We start from the raw sequence: 23,924 nt of genomic DNA, 5'->3' as shown, positions 1-23,924 counted from the left end.
AACACCCGCATGCGGCAATCCCGAAAGCCGGTTCACGCACCTTGCTGAGGGCGCAAAATCCGTCCCGACACGGGCCGATCGGCGCCCTTCGGCACGCTTTCCGGCCGGTCCGCCAGGGGCCTTCAACCCCGCCTCCGACCGGCTTCGACCTGCCCGATCAATTTTGTGATCACAGCGCTCGAACGTGTGATCGCAAATCAATCATAAAGCGCTGTTTCACCGGATTTGAACGAGATTTCATTTCATCCGTGACGACCCATGTGCCACAACTCCGCGCAACCGAATTTGCGGGGGATCACGATGAACATTCACGAATATCAGGCCAAGGCACTGCTGCGCCAGTATGGCGCTCCGGTCAGCGAAGGCCATGCCGTGACGAAAGCCGACGAAGTCAAGGCAGCGGCAGGCCAGCTCGGCGGGCCGCTCTGGGTCGTCAAGGCACAAATCCATGCCGGCGGTCGCGGCAAAGGCCACTTCCTCGAAAAGGAAGCCGGCGAAAAAGGCGGCGTCCGTCTGGCGAAATCCGTCTCGGAAGCCGAAGAGCTTGCGCGCCAGATGCTCGGCCGCACGCTGGTCACCCACCAGACCGGCCCGGCCGGCAAGCAGGTGAACCGCATCTATATCGAAGACGGTTCGGACATCTCGCGCGAACTCTATCTCGCGCTTCTGGTCGACCGCGGCACCTCGCGCGTCAACTTTGTCGCCTCGACCGAAGGCGGCATGGACATTGAAGAAGTCGCAGCCAACACCCCCGAGAAGATCGTCAGCTTCAGCGTCGATCCGGCGTCGGGCCTGTCGGACTTCCACGGCCGCCGCGTCGCTTTCGCGCTCGGCCTCGAAGGCAATCAGGTCAAGCAATGCGTTGCTCTGGTGAAAAACCTCTATCGTCTCTTCATCGAGAAAGACATGGAGATGCTGGAGATCAACCCGCTGATCGTGACGCCCGATGGCAACATCAAAGCGCTCGACGCCAAAATGGGCTTCGACAACAACGCGCTGTACCGCCACGCCGATATCGTTGCCCTGCGCGACGAGACCGAAGAAGACCCCAAAGAGCTTGAGGCGTCGAAATACGACCTCAACTACATCGCTCTGGACGGTGAAATCGGCTGTATGGTGAACGGTGCCGGTCTGGCGATGGCCACGATGGACATCATCAAGCTTTACGGTGCCGAGCCTGCGAACTTCCTCGATGTCGGTGGCGGCGCCACCAAAGAGAAAGTCGCCGAGGCCTTCAAGATCATCACCTCGGACCCGAACGTCAAAGGCATTCTGGTCAACATCTTCGGCGGCATCATGCGCAACGACATCATCGCCAACGGCATCGTCGCCGCGGTGAAAGAGGTCGGTCTGCAGGTTCCGCTGGTCGTCCGCCTTGAAGGGACGAACGTCGAAGAGGGCAAGCGCATCATCGCCGAAAGCGGCCTGAACGTGATCCCCGCCGACAACCTGTCCGACGCGGCCGAAAAGATCGTGAAAGCGGTCAAGGGCTGATGAAGCACTGGGGTTTCATCGCGGCAAGCTTCGCCCTGCCGGCCTTCGGGCCGGCGGCAGCGGGTGCTGCGATGTCCCCGGCGGATGTGACGGCAATCGTCACCGATCTGTTCCGCTCTTGCGACGCGGCCTTCGCCAAGCCGGAGATCCTGCTGTCGCAAAAGGACGGATCCGCAGAAGTTCTGGTCACCGATGACGGCAATATTGTTTGGTCCATCGCCAAACCGCCGTCATCGCCCTTTATGGATGCGGGTTCGCTGGTGCTGGAGACGCGCAAGCTTCCGGACCGGCTACAGATCAAATGCGTGGCGGTTGTCGCGGATTGGAGCGATCCTTCGGGCCCTGCCCCGGAGATGCTCCGGACCGCGCGCGACGCGGCCCTTGCAGCCGCACCTGCGGTTGTCGGGGAGAATGCCATCGGGATCGGCGGGCCGAGCGGCCCACCCGAGGGCATCGCGTCATTGGCCTTCGGCAAGCGCGGCGAGCGTGTGGATCTGATGACCCAAATGCTCGTTTCGTCCGATCAGGCCTTCCCGTCCTCTGTCACCATCACCGCCCTGCCCGATCAGGTCAGCATCGAAATCTCAAGAAGCCGTGCTGCGCCATAACGCGCCGCGGTTCACCAGAATTATCATTGCGGAAGGAGGCCCAAGTGGCTGTTCTCGTAGATAAAAATACCAAAGTCATCACCCAGGGCATCACCGGCTCGCAGGGGACTTTCCACACCGAGCAGGCGATTGCCTACGGCACCAAAATGGTCGGCGGCGTGACCCCCGGCAAAGGCGGTTCCGAGCATCTCGGCCTGCCGGTTTTCAACTCGGTCCACGAGGCCGTGGCCAAGACCGGCGCGAATGCGACCGCGATCTATGTGCCGCCGCCCTTCGCCGCGGATTCGATCCTCGAAGCCATTGATGCCGAAATCCCGCTGATCGTCGCGATCACCGAGGGCATTCCGGTTCTCGACATGATGCGCGTCAAGCGCGCGCTGATCGACAGCAAATCGACCCTGATCGGTCCGAACTGCCCCGGCATCATGACCCCGGGCGAGTGCAAGATCGGCATCATGCCGGGCTCGATCTTCAAGCGCGGCTCGGTGGGCGTCGTCTCGCGTTCGGGCACGCTGACCTATGAAGCCGTGAAACAGACCACCGATGCGGGCCTCGGCCAGTCCTCGGCAGTCGGCATCGGCGGCGACCCGATCAAGGGCATGGAGCATATCGACGTGCTCAAGCTCTTCCTCGAGGATCCGGAAACGGAATCGATCATCATGATCGGTGAAATCGGTGGTTCGGCCGAAGAAGAAGCCGCCGAATTCCTCGCCGAGATGAAGAAAAAAGGCATCTGGAAGCCGACCGCCGGCTTCATCGCCGGCCGCACGGCTCCTCCGGGCCGCCGCATGGGTCATGCCGGTGCGATCGTCTCGGGCGGCAAGGGTGACGCGGAATCGAAGATCGAAGCCATGAAAAAGGCCGGCATCATCGTCGCAGACAGCCCCGCCGGTCTGGGCGAGGCGGTTCTGAAAGCCATCGGCAAGTAAGACTTTTGACTTAGTGGCAGCCCCTCCCTACCTTAGGGGGGCTGCCGGTTCCGAAGAGATCCGAGAGTTTACGAGACAAGTTCCTGAGAGTGGATGACGTGTTTGAACGTGCACAACATCGCGAAGGACATCCGGCCTTTCCCGCAACGGCAGGCCACCGGATCGTTTGCGCCGATCCCGCGGCCCGCCGCGTGACCGGACCTTGGGGTAGCGGCCTTGTGCCCAAGGCCCCCCGTCTGATGCTGGCCCTGCCGCTGCTTGCGGCTTTGGCGGCCTGCGGTCGCGCGCCGACCGACGATATTCTGCGCGGCGGCGTTCCCGCCCGTACCGATCTCCACGCCACCACCGCCCTGCCCGCCGATGCCGTCCGCTCGGTTGCGCGCAAGGATGCCGGTTGGCGGCTGATCTACCACCCCGACCGCGCCCCGCAAAACGCCGAGCAACGTGCCGGCGCCGCTTTGTGCCGCCTCGAGGGCAAGCGCCCCGAGCAATTGGTCATCCTTCCGATGTCCTCGCCCACGGATGACCCCGGTGCGCGGATGATCGACGTGATCTGCGGGTGAGCCGATGAACCTGCGCCTCCTCGCCTCCGTCATCCCCTCTGTTCCGGCCCTGTTGCCGCGCGCCGCAACCGGCGGCTTGGCGGGTCGCGTCAAGGCATTGGCGGCAGCCAGCGCGGCCGGTGAGGCCCGCATGCTCACGACAATGCTATCCCTGCTTTCCATCATCGCGGCAACTTTGGCTGCGATGATCCCGTTCACCCATATTGCCGGACGGTTTCCCTCGTCCGGCCAACCCGGCCCCAACCGCTACGGGGCGCAACCTTCCAAGGTTCTGCCATGAACGATCAATCTCCCGGCGGTAACGCCGCATTCCGTGACTCGTCCTTCCTGCAAGGTCAGAACGCGACCTATGTCGAGCAGCTTTACGGGCAATGGGCCCAGAACCCTGCGAGCGTGGATGCTGCCTGGGACGCTTTCTTCGCCAGCCTCGGCGATGATCCTTCGGCCGTGCAGCGCGAAGCTGCCGGTGCAAGCTGGGCGCGCGCCGATTGGCCGCCGCAGCCCACCGACGAGAACACTTCGGCGCTGACCGGCGAATGGCCGATGTCGTCGAAAGCCGATGCCAATGCCGCAATGAAGAAGATCAGCGACAAGGCCGCCGAAAAAGGCGTCACGCTGACCGACGAGCAGATGCGCCGCTCGGTGCTGGATTCGATCCGCGCGCTGATGCTGATCCGCGCCTTCCGGATCCGCGGCCACCTTTTCGCCGATCTCGACCCGCTCGGGCAGCGCGAAGTGCCGCAGACAGGCGAGCTGGAGCCCGCGACCTATGGTTTCGGCCCCAACGATCTTGACCGCCCGATCTTCATCGACAACGTGCTGGGCCTGCAGATCGCGACCATGCGCCAGATCACCGATCTGATGAAGCGCACCTATTGCGGCACTTTCGCGCTGCAATACATGCACATCTCCGACCCCGAGCAGGCTGCCTGGCTGAAAGAGCGCATCGAGGGTTACGGCAAGGAAATCCAGTTCACCCGCGAAGGCCGCCGCGCCATCCTCAACAAGCTGGTCGAAGCCGAAGGCTACGAGAAATTCCTCCATGTGAAATACATGGGCACCAAGCGTTTCGGCCTTGATGGCGGCGAGGCGCTGATCCCTGCAATGGAACAGATCATCAAGCGCGGCGGCGCGCTTGGCGTCAAAGACATCGCGATCGGCATGCCCCACCGCGGCCGCCTCTCGGTGCTCGCGAACGTGCTGGGCAAGCCCTACCGCGCGATCTTCAACGAATTCCAGGGCGGCAGCTTCAAGCCCGAGGATGTCGATGGTTCGGGCGACGTGAAATATCACCTCGGCGCCTCGGCTGACCGCGAGTTCGACGGCAATACCGTCCACCTGTCGCTGACCGCGAACCCCTCGCACCTCGAAGCGGTGAACCCCGTCGTTCTGGGCAAGGTCCGCGCCAAGCAGGACCAGCTCAACGACACCGACAACCGCACGGCGGTCCTGCCGGTTCTTCTGCATGGCGATGCGGCTTTTGCGGGTCAGGGCGTGGTGGCGGAATGCCTCCAGCTTTCGGGCATCAAGGGCCATCGCACCGGCGGAACGATCCACATCATCGTGAACAACCAGATCGGCTTCACCACCGCGCCGAGCTTCTCGCGCACCTCGCCCTATCCGACGGATATCGCGCTGATGGTCGAAGCGCCGATCTTCCACGTCAATGGTGACGATCCGGAAGCCGTGGTCCATGCCGCGCGCGTCGCGACCGAGTTCCGCCAGCTCTTCCACAAGGACGTCGTCCTCGACATCTTCTGCTACCGCCGCTTTGGTCACAACGAAGGCGACGAGCCGATGTTCACCAACCCGGCGATGTACAAGAACATCAAGGGCCACAAGACCACGCTCCAGCTTTACACCGAGCGTCTGGTTGCCGACGGGCTGATCCCCGAAGGCGAGATCGAAGACATGAAGGCCGCTTTCCAGGCCCAGCTGAACGAAGAGTTCGAAGCCGGCAAGACCTTCAAGCCGAACAAGGCCGACTGGCTGGACGGCAAATGGTCGGGCCTCACGATCGAGCCCGAGGAATACAGCCGTGGCGAGACCGCGATTTCGCCCGAAACCATGGCCGAAGTCGGCAAGGCGCTGACCACCGCGCCCGAGAGTTTCGACATCCACAAAACCGTCTCGCGTCTTCTGGATGCGAAAGCGAAGATGTTCGAAACCGGCGCGGGCTTTGACTGGGCGACGGGCGAAGCTCTGGCTTTCGGCTCGCTCGCGACCGAAGGCCATCCGGTCCGCCTCGCGGGTCAGGACTCGGCACGCGGCACCTTCTCGCAGCGCCACTCGGCGATCATCGACCAGACCACCGAAGAGCGTTACTACCCGCTCAACAACATCAAATCGGGTCAGGCACGCTACGAAGTCATCGACTCGATGCTGTCGGAATATGCGGTGCTGGGCTTCGAATACGGCTATTCGCTGTCCGAGCCCAATGCGCTGACCATGTGGGAAGCCCAGTTCGGCGATTTCGCCAACGGCGCGCAGATCATGTTCGACCAGTTCATCTCGTCGGGCGAAAAGAAATGGCTGCGCATGTCGGGTCTGGTGATGCTGCTGCCGCACGGCTTCGAAGGTCAGGGCCCCGAGCACAGCTCGGCCCGTCTGGAGCGGTTCCTGCAAGGCTGCGCCGAGGATAACTGGATCGTCGCCAACTGCTCGACGCCGGCGAACTATTTCCACATCCTGCGCCGTCAGCTCAAGCGCAACTTCCGCAAGCCGCTGGTGCTGATGACGCCGAAATCGCTGCTGCGCCACCCCTTGGCGGTCTCGACGGCGGACGAGTTCACCACCGGTTCGAGCTTCCATCGCGTGCTGCAAGACGATGCCGAACGCGGCAAGTCCGACTTCGCCTTGCTGGCCGACGACAAGATCAAGCGCGTCGTCATCTGCTCGGGCAAGGTCTATTACGACCTGCTGCAGGCGCGGAACGCCGCCGAAGCCAATGACGTCTACCTGCTCCGCCTCGAGCAGTTCTACCCCTTCCCGGCCCAGTCGCTGTCGCGCGAGCTGGAGCGGTTCAAAGGGGCGGAAATCGTCTGGTGTCAGGAAGAGCCCAAGAACCAGGGCGGCTGGAGCTTTGTCGAGCCGAACCTCGAATGGGTTCTGGCGCGCATCGGGGCGACCCATGCCCGCCCGCGTTACGTCGGCCGCGCCGCTTCGGCCTCGGTCGCCACGGGTCTCGCCTCGCGCCACAAGGCCGAGCAGGACGCGCTGGTCCATGACGCCATCACGTTGGGTGCCTGACGGATGGCTGTCGAACTCCGCGTTCCGGCTTTGGGTGAATCCGTCGCCGAGGCGACCGTGTCGACCTGGTTCAAGAAACCGGGCGACAAGGTCGCCGTCGACGAGATGATCTGCGAGCTTGAAACCGACAAAGTGACGGTCGAAGTGCCGTCACCCGTCGCGGGAACGCTGCTGGAAATCATCGCGACCGAAGGTCAGACGGTCGCGCCCAATGCCCTGCTTGCGCAGATTGCCCAAGGCGACAGCGCAGATTCAAACGAAATGCGGCCCACCACGATTTCGGGGGCGAAGCTTAACGAAGGACAAAGTGACATGAGCGGAAAAGCAGTCGACGTGATGGTCCCCACGCTGGGTGAAAGCGTGACCGAAGCCACTGTCGCGACCTGGTTCAAGAAGGTCGGCGATCAGGTGGCTCAGGACGAGATGCTCTGCGAACTTGAAACCGACAAGGTCTCGGTCGAGGTTCCGTCTCCGGTTGCGGGCGTTCTGGCCGAAATCCTTGCACCCGAAGGTGCGACGATCGACGCCAAAGCCAAACTGGCGATCATCACCGAAGGCGCCGCCGGCGCGGTTTCGGCCCCCGCCGCCGCGCCTGCGGCAGCAGCGGCCGCTCCGGCAGCTGCTGCGCCGGCCGATGCCGGCCGTTCGGATGTCGAGGATGCACCCTCGGCCAAGAAAGCCATGGCCGAAGCCGGCATTTCGCGCGATGCCGTCACCGGCTCGGGCCGCGACGGCCGCGCCATGAAGGAAGATGTCGCCCGCGCCACAGCCGCTCCGGCAGCAGCTCCCGCCGCTTCGGTCGCGCCGACCCCTGCTGTCGCTCCGCGCGCGCCGTCGTCGGCCGCAGATGCGGCACGCGAAGAGCGCGTCAAGATGACCCGCCTGCGCGCCACCATCGCGCGTCGCCTCAAGGATGCGCAGAACACCGCCGCCATGCTGACCACCTATAACGAGGTGGACATGAAGGCGATCATGGACCTGCGCAACGAATACAAGGACGCCTTCGAGAAGAAGCACAAAGTCAAACTCGGCTTCATGTCCTTCTTCGTCAAAGCCTGTAACCACGCGCTGAAAGAAGTGCCGGAAGTCAACGCCGAGATCGACGGCGGCGACATCATCTACAAGAACTACGTCAATATGGGCGTCGCCGTCGGCACCCCGAACGGTCTTGTGGTTCCGGTCGTGCGCGATGCCGACCAGCTGTCCTTCGCCGATATCGAGAAGCAGATCGGCGAGCTGGGCGCGCGTGCGCGTGACGGCAAGCTGACGATGAACGACATGCAGGGCGGCACCTTCACCATCTCGAACGGTGGCGTCTACGGTTCGCTGATGTCCTCGCCGATCCTCAACCCGCCGCAATCGGGCATCCTCGGCATGCACAAGATCCAGGACCGTCCGGTCGTCGTCGGCGGCCAGATCGTCATCCGCCCGATGATGTATCTTGCGCTGTCCTACGATCACCGCATCGTCGACGGCAAAGGCGCCGTGACCTTCCTCGTGCGTGTCAAGGAAGCGCTGGAAGATCCGCGCCGCCTGCTGATGGATCTCTGATCCGCAGCTTCGACAATCGGGAGGCCCCGCCCCGGGGCCTCTCTTTCCCCGCAACCAACCCCATAGGCTACGCCGTGAAAAAGCTACCGGTTCTTCTGGGTGCCGCTCTCGCGCTATCTGCCTGCGCCAGCGCCCCTATCCCCGTGATCAACGCCCCCGATGCCCTCATGTATACCCATTCGCGCGACGTGATCGTGCGCGGGATCGATGGCGGCAGCAATGGCGTGCGACCACCGCTTCTGGTGCGCCGGTCCTATCCCATCACCTGCGCGCAAGATCCGCTGATGGAGCCGCCTGCCATCCGCTCGGCCCAGACCGTGGCCGAAATCGACCGCATCCTCGGCACGGTCACCAACCGCACCGCCGAGAGCTATTTCAAATCCGAGGAAATGCGCCTCGTGAACGAGCAGACCGTGCCGAGCCTGAAATGCTCGATCGGCTGGTTCTCCGAGGCGATCGTCAGCCGCGATCCCAATGTCATCTCGGCCTTCGCGGCCAAGCGCGGCGTGGCGCTGACCGGCCCGCTGACCGTCCCCGCGAGCCAGTCGCTCGGCCCGAATGCGGTGGGGCTCTGACAGGGAGCGCCGGCAGCGGCCCGACGACGAGCACCGAACCCGAACCTCTCCGGCCCCTGTCCGGGGCAAGACGCGCAGCCGCAAGGCCCCGCGGCCAGATCAAACCCGCCGCACAGGATGAACCCGCCATCCCTGCGGCCCCAAGCGAGGCGTAATTTCATGAGCAGGCAATTGATCGCCAATTATACCTTCGCCGATTACGCGACCTTCCGCGCCGCTTTCGACCGCGACAGCGAGGACCGCGGCCGCAACGGCATGACGCTTTTGCAGCTCTGGCGCGAGAATCCCACCAGCGCCTGGGCGCTCTACCAGATCTCGGATGCCAAGGCCGCGCAGGATTACCTGTCGGGCGCCGCGGGCGTCTTCAACGCCCAGGCCGGCGTCTCGGCCGTGCGCTCCCATCTGGTGGAGACGGCCTGACATGTCGGCGGAAACGACGGCGCTCGGCCTAGCGGCGCTGCTGCAGGTTGCGCAAATCGGGCTGGCGGCCGTGTCGATGAACCGCGATGTCGGCGCCAGCTGGAACGCCAGCCCCCGCGACAACCAGCCCGAATTCTCGGCGCTGACCGGCCGCCTGCGCCGAGCCGTTTCCAACCATTTCGAGGCCCTTTCGCTTTTTACCATCGCCGTGCTGATGGTCTCGCTCGAGGACCGCAGCAATGTGCTGACCGTTTTCTCCGCCTGGCTCTATCTTGCCGCGCGCATCCTTTACGTCCCCGCCTATGCTTTCGGCTGGTCGCCCTGGCGATCGGTCATCTGGGCGGTTGGCTTTCTCGCAACCATGGCGATGATCATCTTCGCTTTGCTGACCTGACACCGCCCCTCACGGGTCGCGGAATTTTCCAAGGAGTTCCCAATGTCCACCTATGATCTGATCGTCATCGGCGCCGGCCCCGGCGGCTATGTCTGCGCCATCCGCGCAGCACAACTCGGCCTCAAGGTTGCCTGCGTCGAGGGTCGCGAGACCCTTGGCGGTACCTGCCTCAACGTCGGCTGCATCCCCTCGAAAGCGTTGCTCCATGCCAGCCACATGCTGCATGAAACCCACGAGAATTTCGAGAAAATGGGCCTGATCGCGGGCGAGGTGAAGGTCGATTGGGCCAAGACGCAGGCCTACAAGCAGGAAACGGTCAACGGCAATACCAAGGGCATCGAATTCCTCTTCAAGAAGAACAAGATCGACTGGCTCAAGGGCTGGGGCGTGATCGAGGCGGCAGGCAAGGTCCGCGTCGGCGATACCGTCCACGAGACCAAGAACATCGTCATCGCGACCGGCTCGGTGCCTTCGGCGCTCAAGGGCGTGACGGTGGACAATGACGCGGGCGTCGTCGTCGATTCGACCGGCGCGCTGGCTCTGGGCAAGATCCCCGCCTCGATGGTGGTGATCGGCGCGGGCGTGATCGGGCTCGAGCTCGGCTCGGTCTATGCGCGACTGGGCTGCGATGTCACCGTGGTCGAATACCTCGACGTGATCACCCCCGGCATGGACGGCGAGGTGCAGAAGCAGTTCCAGCGCATTCTGGCCAAACAGGGCCTGAAATTCACCATGGGCGCGGCGGTTTCGGGCGTCGAGACCAAGGACGGCAAGGCGACCGTCAACTACACGCTGAAAAAGGACAACAGCGAGCAGCAGGTTTCGGCCGAGGTCGTACTGGTCGCAACCGGCCGTCGTCCCTTTGTCGAAGGTCTGGGCCTCGAGGCGGCAGGCGTCGCCATGACCGATCGCGGCTTCGTCCAGATCGACAACCATTGGCAAACCTCGGTGCCGGGCATCTATGCGATCGGCGATGCGGTCCCCGGCCCGATGCTGGCCCACAAAGCCGAAGACGAGGGCATGGCGGCAGCCGAAGTCATCGCCGGCAAACATGGCCATGTGAACTACGACGTCATTCCGGGCGTGATCTATACGACGCCGGAAGTCGCCTCAGTCGGCCTGACCGAGGAAGCCGCGAAAGCCACCGGCCGCCCGATCAAGGTCGGCAAATTCCCCTTCATGGGCAATGCGCGCGCGAAGGCGATGTTCCAGGCCGAGGGCTTCGTCAAGATGATCGCCGATGCCGAGACCGACCGTGTTCTGGGTTGCCACATCATCGGACCGGGTGCGGGCGAGATGATCCACGAAGTCTGCGTCGCGATGGAGTTCGGCGCGGCCGCTCAGGACATCGCCCTGACCTGCCACGCCCACCCGACCTGTTCCGAAGCCGTCCGCGAGGCGGCCTTGGCCTGCGGCGACGGGGCGATCCACGCCTGATCGTCCACGATTCACGCGGCTCCACCTGCGCGTGACTCCAATGCCCCACAAGGACGGCGGCCTTCGGGTCGCCGTTCTTCATTCGCGCAAAACGCCAGCATCTTCTGGCAATATTTCTTTTGTAAACAGGCACGCACCACGGCATCGGCCGCGCGCATTTTGAACTCGGCATCAGGACCTGCGCGGCCTTGGCGCGGCGGGCTTCATCTTCAGATGCAAACGAAGGTCGCCGCAGGCAACGCCCCGACCCGCCGCCAATCCGAGCTTTTCTCTTGCGGGACGGGTCTTGCCGACATATCCGGATTTACCGGCACCAGACCGGAGCAAAAACGCGGAGCAGATCATGATCGGACGCCGAAGCCTCATTCTCTCGGTCCTCGCCCTTGCCGCCTGCGGTGGCAGCCCCAAACCGCAAGAACCCAAGAGCGAAAGCTATGGCGGGCCGCATCCCTCGCCCGAGATGAACCGCAAGGTCAACTACTGGGCCGACCATTATCAGGTGCCGCGCCCGCTGGTGCACCGCGTCGTCATCCGCGAATCCGGCTATCGCCCCGAAGCCCGCAACGGCCCCTATTACGGCCTGATGCAGATGCTGCCGCAGACCGCGCAGACCATGGGCTATCGCGGCACGCCGCAGGGCTTGCTTGATGCCGATACCAACCTGCAATACGGCGTGAAGTACCTGCGCGGCGCCTATATCGTCGCCAACGGCAGCCATGACGGTGCGGTCAGCTGGTATTCGCGCGGCTATTATTACGAGGCCAAGCGTCGCGGCCTGCTGGTCGAAACCGGCCTCAGATCCGCCTGACCCGACCCTCCTATTCTACCCGTCCGCACCCGCCTTTTGCGGGCCGGACGCGCTTACCCCGAAGGACTAGCACCATGGATCCGACCGATAACGGCTGGGAGAACTCCGCCGCCGCATGGATCGCCGACCAAGGCGAAGCGGGCGATTTCAGCCGCCAATATGTGCTGGATGCCCCGATGCTGGCCCGTATCCGTCAGGGCCGCGCCGAGGGGCGCTTTGCCTCCGCGCTGGACGTGGGATCGGGCGAGGGCCGTTTTTGCCGCATCCTCGGGGCCGAAGGCATTGCCGCGACCGGCCTCGAGCCCACCCCGACCCTGCGCGCCACCGCCCGGAACCGCGACCCCGAGGGATGTTATGTCGACGGCCGCGCCGAGGCCCTGCCCTTCGCGGATGCGAGTTTCGATCTGGTGATCAGCTATCTGACGCTCATCGACATCGACGGTATCGATCAGGCGATCGCTGAAATGGCACGGGTTCTCGCGCCGGGCGGCAGTCTGCTGATCGCCAATCTCAACGGCTTCAGCACGGCGGGAGAGTGGCGGCGGCAGATGGACGGCTCGCCCTATTTCCGGCTCGACCACTATCTCGAGCCGCGCACCGAATGGGTCAGCTGGCGCGGCATCTCGATCCGCAACTGGCACCGTCCGATGCAAAGCTACATGCAGCTTCTGATCGGCGCGGGCCTGCGCCTTGCCCATTTCGAGGAGCCGCGGCCGAGCGGCGGCGGCAAACATGCCGAGCGCTTCGCCCGCGTGCCTTACTTTCACATCATGGAATGGGTGAAGGCCTGATCGCCGAAAGCGGGCCGGAGATCAGGCCCGATCTCAAGCCGGACGATTATAGCGGATAAAGGGCGTCTTGACCCCCACGCGATCATAAAGGCGGCGACCGGCGTGATTGTCCTCGGCGGTCAGCCAGTAGACCGCTGGCGATCCGGCGCGGTCGGCCTCGGCATAGACCGCCTCGATCAGGGCGCGGCCGATGCCTGTTCCGCGCTGCTCGGGCGCGGCGAAAAGATCCTGCAAATAGCAAACCCCATCCTCGCGCCACAAGCTCGGATGGAAGACGTAATGGACCAGTCCGACCAGAGCGCCCTCGGCGCTTTGCGCGACCAGAGCGTGAAAATCACGTGCATCACCCGAGACCAGCCGTGCGAAAGCCGCGTCGTAAAAGGCCTGCGGGCGCGCATCATGGCCGTAAAAGGCCTGATAACCCTCGTAGAGCTCCTGCCACGCCGCCTGATCGGCAGGCTCCAGCGCGCGGATCGTCACTCCCATGCCGCCCCCTCAATTGCGCTTGGCGCGCGCCATGAAGGCGAGCCGCTCGAAAAGCGAGACATCCTGCTCGTTCTTGAGCAAAGCGCCGTGCAGTTTGGGCAGCATTTCACCCGCCGGACGTTTGAGATCTTCGGGCGAAAGGTCGTCGGCCAAGATCAGCTTCAGCCAATCGAGAAACTCGCTGGTCGAAGGCTTTTTCTTGAGCCCCTGCACGCCGCGCAGCTCGAAAAACTGGTTCAGCGCCTCGTCGAGAAGCCGCGGCTTGAGGTCCGGATAATGGACCTCGACGATCTTTTTCAGCGTCTCGGCATCGGGGAAACGGATATAGTGGAAGAAGCAACGGCGCAGAAACGCATCCGGCAGCTCTTTTTCGTTGTTCGAAGTGATGATGACCACGGGACGGTGGCGGGCGCGGATGGTCTCGCCGGTCTCGTAGACATGGAACTCCATCCGGTCGAGTTCCTGCAGGAGGTCGTTCGGGAATTCGATATCGGCCTTGTCGACTTCGTCGATCAGCAAGACGACCTTCTGGTCGGCCTCGAAAGCCTGCCAGAGCTTGCCCTTGCGGATATAGTTGCCGATGTCGTGGACCCGCGCCTCGCCAAGCTGGCTGTCGCGCAAGCGGCTGACCGCATCATATTCGTAAAGCCCTTGCTGCGCGCGGGTGGTGGATTTGACGTTCCACTCGACCATCGGCAGGCCGAGGCTCGCCGCGACCTGCCGCGCGAGTTCCGTCTTGCCGGTACCGGGCTCGCCCTTGACCAGCAGCGGACGCTCCAGCGTGATCGCCGCATTGACCGCCATCGCCAGATCGGGCGGCGCGACATAGGTTTCGGTCGAGGCGAATTGCATCACGTTTCCTTTCGCAGGTCTTGCGGGACCGTAATCTCCGCACCACCTCTTCGCAAGATATGGCCCGAGCAATGGGACAAGTAGTGACAAGAGCCACTTCATACAGTATGGGGGCCGCATGATCGGGCATTCAGCCTGCCCGTTCACCGGAGGACCGATGAAAGCCCAGACCTTCCTGCCCGACGACTACCGTCCCGCCGAGGACGAACCTTTCATGAACGAACGCCAGCTTGAGTATTTCCGCCGCAAGCTGCTCGCATGGAAGCAAGAGCTGCTCTATCAATCAGCCGAGACCCTAGAGGGACTTCAAGACAGCGCCCGCAACGTTCCCGATCTGGCCGACCGCGCCAGCGAGGAAACCGACCGTTCGCTGGAACTGCGCACCCGCGACCGCCAGCGCAAGCTGGTCAGCAAGATCGACGCGGCCATCCGCCGGATCGAGACCGGCGACTACGGCTATTGCGAGATGACCGGCGACCAGATCAGCCTCAAGCGTCTGGATGCCCGCCCGATCGCGACCATGACGCTGGAAGCGCAAGAGCGTCACGAGCGCCGCGAGCGCGTCCACCGCGACGACTGAGTTCAAGCCCTCCGACGGCAACCGACCGTCATCCGGGCCTGCGCTGCCGCCATCCGGCGGCGCAGGTTCCTTTGGCCCGCTTCCTGCGGAACGGGATTGCCCGACCGGTCATCCCCGTTCCCGCCGTTCGGTTGCGGGCGAAGGCCGCAGCGGATCGCGGCCAAGCGGGCGTTTTCCGCCCTTCTGTTCCGGCGCGACAAATCCACCCGTCAAGGTTGTTTTCCGCCGATGAACGCGCCATTTTCTTGCGCGTGATTGCCCCAACAGTATAGGCCGATGCCTTGACCAAGCCGCCTTTTCCTTCTGCCGCCATACCGCACCGCAGCAGCGCCGGCGCGCTCGCGAACCGCCCCGTTTCGGTGATCGGCGCGGGGATTGCGGGGTTGACGACGGCAATCGCCCTTGCGCAACGCGGCGCGAAAGTCACGGTCTACGAGCGCGCGCCCGCCCTGCTCGAGGTCGGCGCGGGGCTCCAGATATCACCCAATGCCGGTCGCGTACTGAAAGCGCTCGGGCTGTGGGACGCATTCGAGGCGGAGGCGCAGCCGTCGCAGGCGGTGATCTTGCGCGATTCAGCCGCGCGCAAGATCGCCAAGCTCGATCTCGCGCACTATCGCCCGCAAGACGCGTTCCGCTTCATCCATCGCGCGCGACTGCTTTCGGTACTCGAAGCCGGTGCGCGTGCCGCCGGTGTCGAGATCCGTCTCGGCTCCGACATCGCAGCCGTGCCCGATGATGGTGCGGCACTGACGATCGGTGCCGATGGCGTGAAAAGCGCGATCCGCGCCGGATTGAACGGGGTCGAGACGCCCTTTTTCACCGGCCAGACCGCATGGCGCGCCTTGGTGCCCTGCCCCGACGACGCCCCGCCCGAGGCGCAGATCTTCATGGGGCCGGGCCGCCATATCGTCAGCTACCCCTTGGGACGCGGCCAGCGCAATATCGTCGCGGTCGTCGAGAGCAAGACATGGCGCGATGAAGGCTGGAGCCATGCCGGCGACCCGCAAGAGCTGCGCGCGACCTTCGCACGCTTCGGCGGTCCGGTCGCGGATTGGCTCGGCGCTGTCGATCAGGTCGGGGTCTGGGGGCTTTTCCGCCATCCGGTCGCTGCCCGCTGGCAGGACGGGCGCAGCGCGCTTGTGGGTGATGCCGCCCATCCGACGCTGCCCTTCATTGCGCAAGGCGCGGTCATGGCGATCGAGGATGCATGGATTTTGGCCGCCTGCCTCGACGCCGAAGCCCAACAGCCCCGCGCGCTGGCCCGCTATCAGGCTTTGCGCGCGCCGCGTTGCACCCGCATCGTCGAGGCCGCCAATGCCAATGCCCGCAACTACCATCTGCGCGGCCCCGCCCGCGCGGTGGCCCATGCCGGTCTGCGCGCGATTTCGCGTTTTGCGCCGACCGCCATGATCGAGCGCTTCGCCTGGCTTTACGATTACGATCCGGTCGCGGCGGTCTGAGCCCGACCTCGCCCCTGTCTCGGCGCGGCCCTGTCACTGCCAAAGGCGGGCTTGCAACCCTGCGCGAATCCTGCGACCTATCGCGCGTTCTCGGGGCGGGGTGGAACTCCCCACCGGCGGTAAGCGGGCCTCCCGCAAGCCCGCGAGCGCCTTTCGCCAGAAAGGGTCAGCAGATCAGGTGCGACTCCTGAGCCGACGGTCACAGTCCGGATGAAAGAGATCCTCCTCCGCCTCTGCCCGTCAGAGGTGGCCGGAAGCGATCGCCTTGGGTGACGTGTCGCGACCAGAAGGAGACCATTATGACACACACCCGTTACGCCTTTATCAAGGCCAACTGGCATGCCGATATCGTCGATCAGGCGCTCGCCGGCTTTTTGCAACTCATTCCTGCCGATCAGGTCGATGTCTTCGACGTGCCCGGCGCTTTCGAAATGCCGCTTCTGGCGCGCGATCTGGCGAAGACCGGCAAATATGCCGCCGTTGCCGCCGCCGCTTTGGTGGTGGACGGCGGGATCTACCGCCATGATTTCGTCGCCCAGGCCGTGGTCAGCGGTCTGATGCAGGCAGGGCTCGAGACCGGCGTTCCGGTGCTTTCGGTCTCGCTCACGCCGCATCATTTCCACGAAACCGACCATCACGGCGCGATTTTCCGCGAGCATTTCATCCAGAAGGGCCGCGAGGCCGCCGAGGCCGCGCTGAAAATCACCGCGACCCGCGCCAAAGCCTTCGGCTGAGGCCCGAGCCGGACGCCAATGCGTTGCGCCATTGGAAAAGGGCGGCCAAAGAGCCGCCCTTTTTTTGATGTCTTCCGCGCTCAGGCGGCCTTTTCGACCGCCGCGACGATGCCTTCGACGACATCGCGCAAAACGACCTCGTCCTCGGCCTCGGCCATGACACGGATCAGGGGTTCGGTGCCCGATTTGCGGATCAGCACGCGACCGGATCCGGCCAGACGCTTTTCGGCGGCCGCGATCTCGTGCTGGACGCTTTCTGCCGATAGGGGATCGGCGCCCTGCGCATAGCGCACGTTCTTGAGCATCTGCGGCACCGGATCGAATTGATGCACGAGCTCCGAGGCCAGCTGTCCGGTCTCGCGCATCGCGGCCAGAAACTGCAGGCCCGCAATCAGCCCGTCGCCGGTCGTCGCGTAATCGGTCATCACGATATGGCCCGATTGCTCGCCGCCGAGGTTGAAGCCCTTCTGGCGCATCCGCTCGACGACATAACGGTCGCCGACGGCGGTGCGCTCGAGATCGAGGCCGCGTCCCTGAAGGAAGCGTTCGAGCCCGAGGTTCGACATCACGGTCGCGACCAAAGCACCGCCGCGCAGGCGGCCCTGTTCGGCCCAACGTGCCGCCATCAGCGCCATGATCTGGTCGCCGTCGGCCACTTTGCCGGTCTGGTCGATCAGCATGACGCGGTCGGCGTCACCGTCCAGCGTGATGCCCAGATCCGCGCCATGGGCCAGAACCGCCTCGGCGCAGGCCCTCGGGTGGGTCGAGCCGACGCCCTCGTTGATGTTGAAACCGTTCGGCTCGATCCCGATCGGAACGACATCGGCGCCGAGCTCCCACAGGACCTCTGGCGCGGCGCGATAGGCCGCTCCATTGGCGCAATCGATCACGACCTTCATCCCGTCGAGGCGCAGCCCCGCGGGAAAGGTGGTTTTGGCATATTCGACATAGCGCCCGCGCCCGTCGTCGATGCGCTTGGCGCGGCCGATATTGGCGGGCTGGGCCAGCTGGATCTCGCCCTCGAGGATCGCCTCGATCTCGGCCTCGGCCTCGTCGGAGAGTTTGAACCCGTCCGGGCCAAAGAACTTGATGCCGTTATCGGCGGCGGGATTGTGGCTCGCCGAGATCATGATCCCGAGATCGGCGCGCATCGAGCGCGTCAGAAATCCCACCGCGGGCGTCGGAACAGGACCGAGCAGCAGCACGTTCATCCCCGTCGAGGTCAGCCCCGCCGTCAGCGCGTTTTCCAGCATGTAGCCCGACAGCCGCGTATCCTTGCCGATCACGACGCGATGCTGGTCCTTGCCGCTGCGCCGGAAAAAGCGCCCCGCCGCAGCACCCAGCCGAAGCGCCATTTCGGCGGTCATCGGATAGCTGTTGGCCTTGCCGCGCACGCCGTCGGTGCCGAATATCTTTCTGCTCATTCCCCGCTCCTCATCTCGAGCGCGCTCCATAGGCGCAGCCCTTGCTTTATTTCTGCCGCGTCATGGACGCGGTGTATCTGAATGCCTTGCGCCACCGCCGCCAAAGTCAGCGCCAATGTTCCCGCCATCCGGTCCCGTGGTTCGGGAGCCTCGCCGATCCTGCCGATGAAACGCTTGCGCGAAATACCCAGAAGTACCGGAAAACCCAAACCGTGATAGACCGAGATCCGCCGCATGATCGCGAGATTATGGGCCTCGGTCTTGCCAAACCCAATGCCCGGATCGATCACAATTCGCGATGGATCGACACCTGCCGTGATCGCGCGGGAGACCCGCTCGGCCAGCGCGTCATAGACGTCGAGGACGACATCGCCGTATTGCGGATCATCCTGCATCGTCTCGGGGATGCCTTGGGCATGCATGATGCAGACCTCGGCCCCGCTCCGCGCGACCAATGCCGCCATATCGGGATCGAAATCGAAGCCGGAGACATCGTTGACCAGCCGCGCGCCCGCCGACAGCGCGGCCTCGGCTACAAGCGCCTTGCGGGTATCGACCGATATCGGGGCCAGACCGGAGAGGCCTTGGATCACGGGACGGATACGGGCAATCTCTTCGGGGATCGCGACTTCGGCGGAACCGGGCCGCGTCGATTCACCGCCGATATCGAGCATATCGGCACCGGCAGCCATCAACGCCCGCCCGCGCGCCACCGCGCCTGCCGCATCGCCGGCCAAACCACCGTCCGAGAAACTGTCGGGCGTCGCATTGAGGATCGCCATCACCCGCGGCCGGTCCATCGCCATATCGAGGATGGGACCGCGCGGCGCCGTCAGGCGCGCGAGCCAGTCATCGGGAATGCGGTCGGTGATCTCGGGGGCAGACACATCGGGAGCAGACCTGTCGGAGGCCGCGCCGCGACGCAGCACCTCGCATTGTGAAAAACGCGCCCAACCGCCCGCCAACCGCCATGTTCCGGTTTCCGAGGGGATGGGGCGGTAATAGATGTCTTGGGTCATGGCTTCGCGGCGAGGGAAAGATGAATATCTCTCCTGCGCGGGGGACGGCAATGCAAGGTCAATCAGCCGATCCGGTTCACCGGCACGCGAAATCCTGCCGGAGCGACCGGCAGATGCGCGCCCTCGGGGAGCGCCCAATCCAGCGCCACCGCCTTGAGCCGCGCGGCGAGCCAATGGGTCAAAGCCTCGGGCAAAGCATGCAGCCCGACCTCGTCGGCGACCATGCGCGACGGGGCCCAGACGACCTGATGGCCCTGTTCGGCGGCCCAATCCAGCTCGGTCTGGCTATCGGCAACATGAAGACCCAACCGTCCGGCCAAGGCCCAGGCCTCCTGATCCAGCGCCAAAAGCGCGATGCGGCGGGTATTGCCGCCCTCGGGGAGCGGCAGACCCGGGGTATCGGGCACGATGACCAGAGGCCCCTGCGGCAGCGCGACCTCGGTGCCATAAAACAGGATGCGCGGCGAGACGGTCTTGGCCTCGGCCTCGACACGGGCGGCGCGGCGCAGCAGCGTCACCCCCAAAGCCCCGGGCACACGGTCGAGCTTCTCGATCGTGACCTCGATCTGGGCCGCGCGCGGATGCAACAGCACCTGCGCCGCGATCTTTTCGGCCAAAGTCTCGAGCAGGTTGTAGCGCTGGTCCGCGAGCCCCGCCGCAATCGCGCCGAGCAGGATGTCGTAGCTCAGGATGCGGTCGACCTCGTCATTGACGCCGCTGACCGGAGTGGCCAGCTCGACAGTGAGGTTGAAGCGCAGGCGCTGGTCATGGCCGCGCTCTGTCTGGAAGGCGCCGATATCCGCATCGACGATGTAATCGCGCAGATGAATACGGTCTGGCTGTTCCATGACTTCCCCGTCGCAGAGTCGATGCAAAAGAAAATGCCCGGCCGCGTGGACCGGGCAATTGCCGCTACCTTGCTTGGAAATCAGTTCGACGCAAGACGCTGAGCGCCGCCGGAGCGATAAAAGATATGGCTGCCGATGCGCGCGGTGCGGGTGAACTTGCGCGACCAGCTCGGACGAACGGCGGGGGTGTGGAAATAGGTCGCCCCTCCGGTCAAATCGCGCGGAGCCCCGGACAGGGCCGCCATCGCCACGTTTTTGGCGCGCAGATAGGCACCTTTTTCGCTGAAGCGCTTGGCGACGCGGCCGTGATAGCTGAACTGGCCGCTCTGGTTGACGACACCGCAAACCGATTTCGGGAAACGCGGATGGTCGACGCGGTTCAAGATCACCTCGGCGACGGCCTTCTGGCCGGCAGTGCCTTCGCCGCGCGCCTCGAAGTAGAGCGCTTCGGTCAGGCAGGTCAGATCGCGGGTATCGACCGGATCGGCAACGACGCCGGCGCGGGCGCCGGATTTGCTGGAGATGGTCGCGGCTTTGCGCTCGCTGTTGCGCGCAGCCGTCGAACGGCTGGCAACGGTGCGGGCGGCAGGCTGCGCCTGTTCTTCGGCTTTGGCGGTCACGGCTTCGGCTGCCTTTTCGGCGAGCTCGGCAGCCGCGGCGGCTTTGGTCTCAGCATCGGTTTGCGCGACTGCGCGTAGAATCTCTTCATCGCTGACCTGCGAATCGGCAGGTTGGCGAACTTTGTACACGGCACCATCTTGGGCCGTGAAAAGGCGCTCGGTGAATTTGCCGTTCGCGAAAGCGGGCGCGGCAACGAGGCCAGGAGCTGAAACGGCAACACACACAGAAACGCGCGCCAGCCATGTCATACAATTATGCATGTTGGTCCTGTTTTATGGTTATCAACCGATTCCGGACCACCATGCGGACGCTCCGGAACAGCCGGAGAAAGCGAGAATCAGGCCAATGTGGCTACCCCACGGTCGCGTGAGGCGGTGGATTCAGGCTAAACACACCAAAACAGGCAACATTCCGCCGAGCACATTTTAGGCTTTAGGCAGGTTCCGGCCAGATTGGAGGAATCCCGGCTCAGGAGCGGGGGCGGGATTCGGCAGGAATCGCCTCTTCAACCTCTGCAAGAATCGTCTCGTGCGCGGCAGCCAATCGCGCAACCGGCACGCGAAACGGCGAACAGGAGACGTAATCGACGCCGATGCGCAGGCAGAAAGCGATCGATTCGGGATTGCCGCCATGCTCGCCGCAAACCGAGACCGTGATGTCGGGCTTCACCGCGCGCGCGCGTTCGAGCCCGATCGAGAGCAGCTCGCCCACCCCGTCCTGATCGAGGATGTGGAAGGGGTCCTCGCGGTAGACGCCCTGCCCGACATATTTGCCCATGAAGCGGCCCGCATCATCGCGCGACAACCCGTAGGTCATCTGCGTCAGATCGTTCGTGCCGTAGGACATGAAAGAGACCTGCCCCGCGAAATCGCCTGCCCGCAAGGCGGCGCGCGGAGTTTCGACCATCACGCCGAGACGGTAGTCGAATTGGGTATTGGTCTCGTTGCGCACGGCGGCGGCAATGGAATCGACGCGGGCGCGCACCAGCTCGACCTCGCGGCCGACGCTGACCAGCGGAATCATGATCTCGGGGGTGAAGCTGATGCCCTTGCGCGCGGCGGCAACCGTCGCCTCGAAAATCGCGCGGGCCTGCATCTCGTAGATCTCGGGGATGGTGATCCCGAGACGGACACCCCGCATCCCCAGCATCGGGTTGAATTCCGTCAGCGCCTCGACGCGGCGCACGACATCCGAAAGCGGCAGATCGAGCGATTCCGCCAGCTCGCGCATACCGTCGCGGTCATGGGGCAAAAATTCGTGCAGCGGCGGATCGAAGAGGCGGATCGTGACGGGTCGGCCCGCCATGATCTCGAACAAGGCGAGAAAATCGTTGCGCTGGACCGGCAGGATGCGTTCGAGCGCGAGCATGCGGTCTTCGGCCGTATCGGCAAAGATCATCTCGCGCATGGCCGGAAGGCGGGCCTCGTCGAAGAACATATGCTCGGTGCGGCACAGGCCGATGCCTTCGGCCATGAATCGCAATCCGGTGCGCGCGTCCGAGGGCGTATCGGCATTGACCCGCACCCCGATGCGGCGGATCCCGTCCGCCCAGTCGAGCAGCTGGCTGAAGTAATCGTCAAGCGCCGGTTCCAGGAGCCGCGCCGCACCGGCCAGAACCTCGCCCGACGTTCCGTCGATGGTCAGCACATCGCCCTCGCGGAAAATGCGCTCGCCTGCGCGCAAAGTCCGGTTCCGCGGATCGATCGAGATCCCGCTCGCGCCCACGATGCAGGGCAGGCCCAATCCGCGCGCGATCACCGCCGCATGGCTGGTCATGCCGCCACGTTCGGTCACGACGGCGACCGAGGCGTGCATGCCGCGGATATCCTCGGGCACCGTTTCGCGGCGCACAAGCACGCAGGGCTCGCCCCGCGCCTCGGCGTCCTGCGCAGCGGCAGAGCTGAAGACGATCTGGCCGGTCGCTGCACCCGGGCTTGCGTTGATGCCGCGGGTCAGGATGTCGCGCGGACTTTTCGGATCGACCTGCTGGTGGAGCATGTCGCTGAGCGCGCGCGGCTCGATCCGCATCACCGCCTCGCGCTGCGAGATGATGCCGTCACGCGCCAGAGCCACCGCGATGCGCAGCGCGGCGCGCGAATTGCGGCTGACGCGGATGGCGTCGATGATCGCGATCTTGCGGTCCGAGAGGACGAATTCGATCTGCATTTCCTCGCGCAGACGCTCGCGCGCGGCGACGCCGAAACGCACGAGATCGGCAAAGACCTCGGGGGCGGCATCTTCGAGCGAGAGGCCGCGCGGATCGCGGGTAAGGTAAAGCGTCTCGGCCCCCTCGCCCTTGGCGTTGCCCTGCGTCTGGCCTTGGAATCGCCCCGCGATACCGGGGTTGCCGGTGGCGGAATCGACGAACTGGATCGTACCCGAGCCCGTCACCCCCGGCCCCAAAGCATGGGCCATGTCCTGAACGACCAACCCCAAGGGCGCAATCGGCGGCGCGCCTTTGGCCTGACGCAAAAGCCGCGCGGTCGGACCGTCCCATGTCCGCGCCATCGAGCGCAGAACCTCGCCCAGCTGGCGCGCGGGATCTTGCGGAAAGACATCGTCGGTTTCGGCCTGATAGGCCGCGAGCACCGATTTCAGATCGGCATCGCCGTCCGAGAACATGTCGGGATCGAGCCGCGCGACATGGATCGCATAGGATTGCACGAAGCCGCGATAAAGCGCATCCGCCGCGTTGCGGCCAAGTTCCTGCGCGAGGCGGTCGTGAACGCGGTCGTTCATGCCCACATTGAGCACCGTCCCCGGCCCGCCCCATGCCGGATCTCCGGCCGAGGGGCGCACGCTGACAAGTCCGCTCCCCTGGCTGATGATCGCGTCGAGCCGCGCGCGGTCGGGCATCGCCCCTTCGGCAATCGCGCGCACCGCATCGCAGGAAATGGCAAAGCTGTGGGGGACCGGCAGATCCATGCGGATCAGCCGTTGCAGGCATTTCGCCCGCCAACCGTGGACAGCGGCGTCAACCCGTGCGGACGGGGTGATTTCGACAAAGGCGGAGGAGTCGTTGAGCGCGTTCATTTGACGATACCGTGACATGGATGCCGCGATGCGGCAAGCATGAAGAAG

Annotated in this window: 23 protein-coding genes and 1 riboswitch; of the genes, 16 read left to right on the top strand and 7 right to left on the bottom strand. The window is 64.4% G+C overall.

Annotation, left to right across the window (positions count from 1 at the left end; all coding sequences use genetic code 11):
• Nucleotides 1-300: 300 nt before the first annotated feature.
• From sucC to ACFFUC_RS18540, 13 genes are all read left to right on the top strand, one after another.
• Nucleotides 301-1,494: an ADP-forming succinate--CoA ligase subunit beta gene (sucC, locus tag ACFFUC_RS18600; RefSeq protein ID WP_377688418.1), complete on the top strand. Its 1,194-nt coding sequence runs from the start codon at nt 301-303 to the stop codon at nt 1,492-1,494.
• Nucleotides 1,494-2,102: a hypothetical protein gene (locus tag ACFFUC_RS18595; RefSeq protein WP_377688417.1), complete on the top strand. Its 609-nt coding sequence runs from the start codon at nt 1,494-1,496 to the stop codon at nt 2,100-2,102. The genes sucC and ACFFUC_RS18595 overlap by 1 nt, the downstream gene beginning before the upstream one ends.
• A 44-nt stretch (nt 2,103-2,146) precedes the next feature.
• Nucleotides 2,147-3,031, top strand: coding sequence for a succinate--CoA ligase subunit alpha (sucD, locus tag ACFFUC_RS18590; RefSeq protein ID WP_377688416.1), 885 nt, complete (start codon nt 2,147-2,149; stop codon nt 3,029-3,031).
• A gap of 98 nt (nt 3,032-3,129) precedes the next feature.
• Nucleotides 3,130-3,594 carry a hypothetical protein gene (locus ACFFUC_RS18585; protein ID WP_377688415.1) on the top strand — a complete coding sequence of 155 codons (465 nt, stop codon included), beginning with the start codon at nt 3,130-3,132 and terminating at the stop codon, nt 3,592-3,594.
• A gap of 4 nt (nt 3,595-3,598) precedes the next feature.
• On the top strand, nt 3,599-3,874 hold the full coding sequence (locus ACFFUC_RS18580; protein ID WP_377688414.1) for a hypothetical protein: 276 nt from the start codon (nt 3,599-3,601) through the stop codon (nt 3,872-3,874).
• Nucleotides 3,871-6,843 (top strand): 2-oxoglutarate dehydrogenase E1 component, encoded by a 2,973-nt coding sequence (locus tag ACFFUC_RS18575; RefSeq protein WP_377688413.1) that lies wholly within the window; start codon nt 3,871-3,873, stop codon nt 6,841-6,843. Before ACFFUC_RS18580 ends, ACFFUC_RS18575 begins: the two co-directional genes overlap by 4 nt.
• 3 nt (nt 6,844-6,846) lie before the next feature.
• Nucleotides 6,847-8,394 carry a 2-oxoglutarate dehydrogenase complex dihydrolipoyllysine-residue succinyltransferase gene (gene odhB / locus ACFFUC_RS18570; RefSeq protein ID WP_377688412.1) on the top strand — a complete coding sequence of 516 codons (1,548 nt, stop codon included), beginning with the start codon at nt 6,847-6,849 and terminating at the stop codon, nt 8,392-8,394.
• A gap of 74 nt (nt 8,395-8,468) precedes the next feature.
• Nucleotides 8,469-8,969, top strand: coding sequence for a hypothetical protein (locus tag ACFFUC_RS18565; RefSeq protein WP_377688411.1), 501 nt, complete (start codon nt 8,469-8,471; stop codon nt 8,967-8,969).
• Nucleotides 8,970-9,128: 159 nt separating this feature from the next.
• Nucleotides 9,129-9,389 (top strand): hypothetical protein, encoded by a 261-nt coding sequence (locus ACFFUC_RS18560; RefSeq protein WP_377688410.1) that lies wholly within the window; start codon nt 9,129-9,131, stop codon nt 9,387-9,389.
• 1 nt (nt 9,390) lies between these two features.
• Nucleotides 9,391-9,783, top strand: coding sequence for an MAPEG family protein (locus tag ACFFUC_RS18555; RefSeq protein ID WP_377688409.1), 393 nt, complete (start codon nt 9,391-9,393; stop codon nt 9,781-9,783).
• A 42-nt stretch (nt 9,784-9,825) separates the two neighbouring features.
• A complete protein-coding gene (gene lpdA, locus ACFFUC_RS18550; RefSeq protein ID WP_377688408.1) occupies nt 9,826-11,220 on the top strand; it encodes a dihydrolipoyl dehydrogenase in 1,395 nt (464 codons plus the stop codon).
• A 343-nt stretch (nt 11,221-11,563) separates the two neighbouring features.
• Entirely contained in the window at nt 11,564-12,028 is a 465-nt protein-coding gene (locus ACFFUC_RS18545) for a transglycosylase SLT domain-containing protein (RefSeq protein ID WP_377688407.1), read from the top strand.
• Between the two features lie 74 nt (nt 12,029-12,102).
• Nucleotides 12,103-12,819, top strand: coding sequence for a class I SAM-dependent methyltransferase (locus ACFFUC_RS18540; RefSeq protein ID WP_377688406.1), 717 nt, complete (start codon nt 12,103-12,105; stop codon nt 12,817-12,819).
• 33 nt (nt 12,820-12,852) lie between these two features.
• On the opposite strand, the gene ACFFUC_RS18535 is transcribed toward ACFFUC_RS18540, so the two are convergent.
• Both ACFFUC_RS18535 and ACFFUC_RS18530 read right to left on the bottom strand, forming a co-directional pair.
• The gene (locus ACFFUC_RS18535) at nt 12,853-13,305 is read right to left on the bottom strand and encodes a GNAT family N-acetyltransferase (RefSeq protein WP_377688405.1); all 453 of its coding nucleotides are present in this window, start codon (nt 13,303-13,305) and stop codon (nt 12,853-12,855) included.
• Nucleotides 13,306-13,314: 9 nt separating this feature from the next.
• Entirely contained in the window at nt 13,315-14,157 is an 843-nt protein-coding gene (locus tag ACFFUC_RS18530) for an AAA family ATPase (RefSeq protein ID WP_377688404.1), read from the bottom strand.
• A gap of 157 nt (nt 14,158-14,314) precedes the next feature.
• On the opposite strand from ACFFUC_RS18530, the gene dksA reads away from it, so the two are divergent.
• The 3 genes from dksA (at nt 14,315) to ACFFUC_RS18515 (ending at nt 16,931) form a co-directional block, all read left to right on the top strand.
• A complete protein-coding gene (dksA, locus tag ACFFUC_RS18525; RefSeq protein WP_377688403.1) occupies nt 14,315-14,737 on the top strand; it encodes an RNA polymerase-binding protein DksA in 423 nt (140 codons plus the stop codon).
• Between the two features lie 281 nt (nt 14,738-15,018).
• A complete protein-coding gene (locus tag ACFFUC_RS18520; RefSeq protein ID WP_377688402.1) occupies nt 15,019-16,197 on the top strand; it encodes an FAD-dependent oxidoreductase in 1,179 nt (392 codons plus the stop codon).
• A gap of 82 nt (nt 16,198-16,279) precedes the next feature.
• Nucleotides 16,280-16,423, top strand: a riboswitch (FMN riboswitch).
• A 73-nt stretch (nt 16,424-16,496) separates the two neighbouring features.
• Nucleotides 16,497-16,931, top strand: coding sequence for a 6,7-dimethyl-8-ribityllumazine synthase (locus tag ACFFUC_RS18515; RefSeq protein WP_377688401.1), 435 nt, complete (start codon nt 16,497-16,499; stop codon nt 16,929-16,931).
• Nucleotides 16,932-17,011: 80 nt separating this feature from the next.
• Here the strand turns inward: ACFFUC_RS18515 and glmM are convergent, their stop codons facing one another.
• The 5 genes from glmM to ACFFUC_RS18490 form a co-directional block, all read right to left on the bottom strand.
• On the bottom strand, nt 17,012-18,355 hold the full coding sequence (glmM, locus tag ACFFUC_RS18510; protein WP_377688400.1) for a phosphoglucosamine mutase: 1,344 nt from the start codon (nt 18,353-18,355) through the stop codon (nt 17,012-17,014).
• Nucleotides 18,352-19,374 (bottom strand): dihydropteroate synthase, encoded by a 1,023-nt coding sequence (gene folP, locus ACFFUC_RS18505; protein ID WP_377688399.1) that lies wholly within the window; start codon nt 19,372-19,374, stop codon nt 18,352-18,354. The genes glmM and folP overlap by 4 nt, the downstream gene beginning before the upstream one ends.
• Nucleotides 19,375-19,436: 62 nt before the next feature.
• Nucleotides 19,437-20,222, bottom strand: coding sequence for a dihydroneopterin aldolase (locus ACFFUC_RS18500; protein ID WP_377688398.1), 786 nt, complete (start codon nt 20,220-20,222; stop codon nt 19,437-19,439).
• An 80-nt stretch (nt 20,223-20,302) separates the two neighbouring features.
• Nucleotides 20,303-20,971, bottom strand: coding sequence for a cell wall hydrolase (locus ACFFUC_RS18495; protein ID WP_377688397.1), 669 nt, complete (start codon nt 20,969-20,971; stop codon nt 20,303-20,305).
• Nucleotides 20,972-21,311: 340 nt separating this feature from the next.
• Nucleotides 21,312-23,876 (bottom strand): putative PEP-binding protein, encoded by a 2,565-nt coding sequence (locus tag ACFFUC_RS18490; protein WP_377688396.1) that lies wholly within the window; start codon nt 23,874-23,876, stop codon nt 21,312-21,314.
• Between the last annotated feature and the right edge of the window lie 48 nt (nt 23,877-23,924).

The sequence above is a fragment of the Paracoccus cavernae genome (assembly GCF_042430175.1).
Lineage (GTDB): Bacteria > Pseudomonadota > Alphaproteobacteria > Rhodobacterales > Rhodobacteraceae > Paracoccus > Paracoccus cavernae.
This window is presented reverse-complemented; position numbering and strand designations above follow the sequence as displayed.

Excerpts from the sequence above, each read along its gene's own strand:
- ACFFUC_RS18555 (WP_377688409.1), top strand. The coding sequence starts at position 9,391 with ATGTCGGCGGAAACGACGGCGCTCGGCCTAGCGGCGCTGCTGCAGGTT.
- ACFFUC_RS18580 (WP_377688414.1), top strand. The coding sequence starts at position 3,599 with ATGAACCTGCGCCTCCTCGCCTCCGTCATCCCCTCTGTTCCGGCCCTG.
- glmM (WP_377688400.1), bottom strand. The coding sequence starts at position 18,355 with ATGAGCAGAAAGATATTCGGCACCGACGGCGTGCGCGGCAAGGCCAAC.
- ACFFUC_RS18540 (WP_377688406.1), top strand. The coding sequence starts at position 12,103 with ATGGATCCGACCGATAACGGCTGGGAGAACTCCGCCGCCGCATGGATC.
- ACFFUC_RS18530 (WP_377688404.1), bottom strand. The coding sequence starts at position 14,157 with ATGCAATTCGCCTCGACCGAAACCTATGTCGCGCCGCCCGATCTGGCG.
- lpdA (WP_377688408.1), top strand. The coding sequence starts at position 9,826 with ATGTCCACCTATGATCTGATCGTCATCGGCGCCGGCCCCGGCGGCTAT.
- odhB (WP_377688412.1), top strand. The coding sequence starts at position 6,847 with ATGGCTGTCGAACTCCGCGTTCCGGCTTTGGGTGAATCCGTCGCCGAG.
- ACFFUC_RS18515 (WP_377688401.1), top strand. The coding sequence starts at position 16,497 with ATGACACACACCCGTTACGCCTTTATCAAGGCCAACTGGCATGCCGAT.
- dksA (WP_377688403.1), top strand. The coding sequence starts at position 14,315 with ATGAAAGCCCAGACCTTCCTGCCCGACGACTACCGTCCCGCCGAGGAC.
- folP (WP_377688399.1), bottom strand. The coding sequence starts at position 19,374 with ATGACCCAAGACATCTATTACCGCCCCATCCCCTCGGAAACCGGAACA.
- ACFFUC_RS18490 (WP_377688396.1), bottom strand. The coding sequence starts at position 23,876 with ATGAACGCGCTCAACGACTCCTCCGCCTTTGTCGAAATCACCCCGTCC.
- sucC (WP_377688418.1), top strand. The coding sequence starts at position 301 with ATGAACATTCACGAATATCAGGCCAAGGCACTGCTGCGCCAGTATGGC.
- ACFFUC_RS18560 (WP_377688410.1), top strand. The coding sequence starts at position 9,129 with ATGAGCAGGCAATTGATCGCCAATTATACCTTCGCCGATTACGCGACC.
- ACFFUC_RS18535 (WP_377688405.1), bottom strand. The coding sequence starts at position 13,305 with ATGGGAGTGACGATCCGCGCGCTGGAGCCTGCCGATCAGGCGGCGTGG.
- ACFFUC_RS18595 (WP_377688417.1), top strand. The coding sequence starts at position 1,494 with ATGAAGCACTGGGGTTTCATCGCGGCAAGCTTCGCCCTGCCGGCCTTC.
- ACFFUC_RS18575 (WP_377688413.1), top strand. The coding sequence starts at position 3,871 with ATGAACGATCAATCTCCCGGCGGTAACGCCGCATTCCGTGACTCGTCC.
- ACFFUC_RS18500 (WP_377688398.1), bottom strand. The coding sequence starts at position 20,222 with ATGGAACAGCCAGACCGTATTCATCTGCGCGATTACATCGTCGATGCG.
- ACFFUC_RS18545 (WP_377688407.1), top strand. The coding sequence starts at position 11,564 with ATGATCGGACGCCGAAGCCTCATTCTCTCGGTCCTCGCCCTTGCCGCC.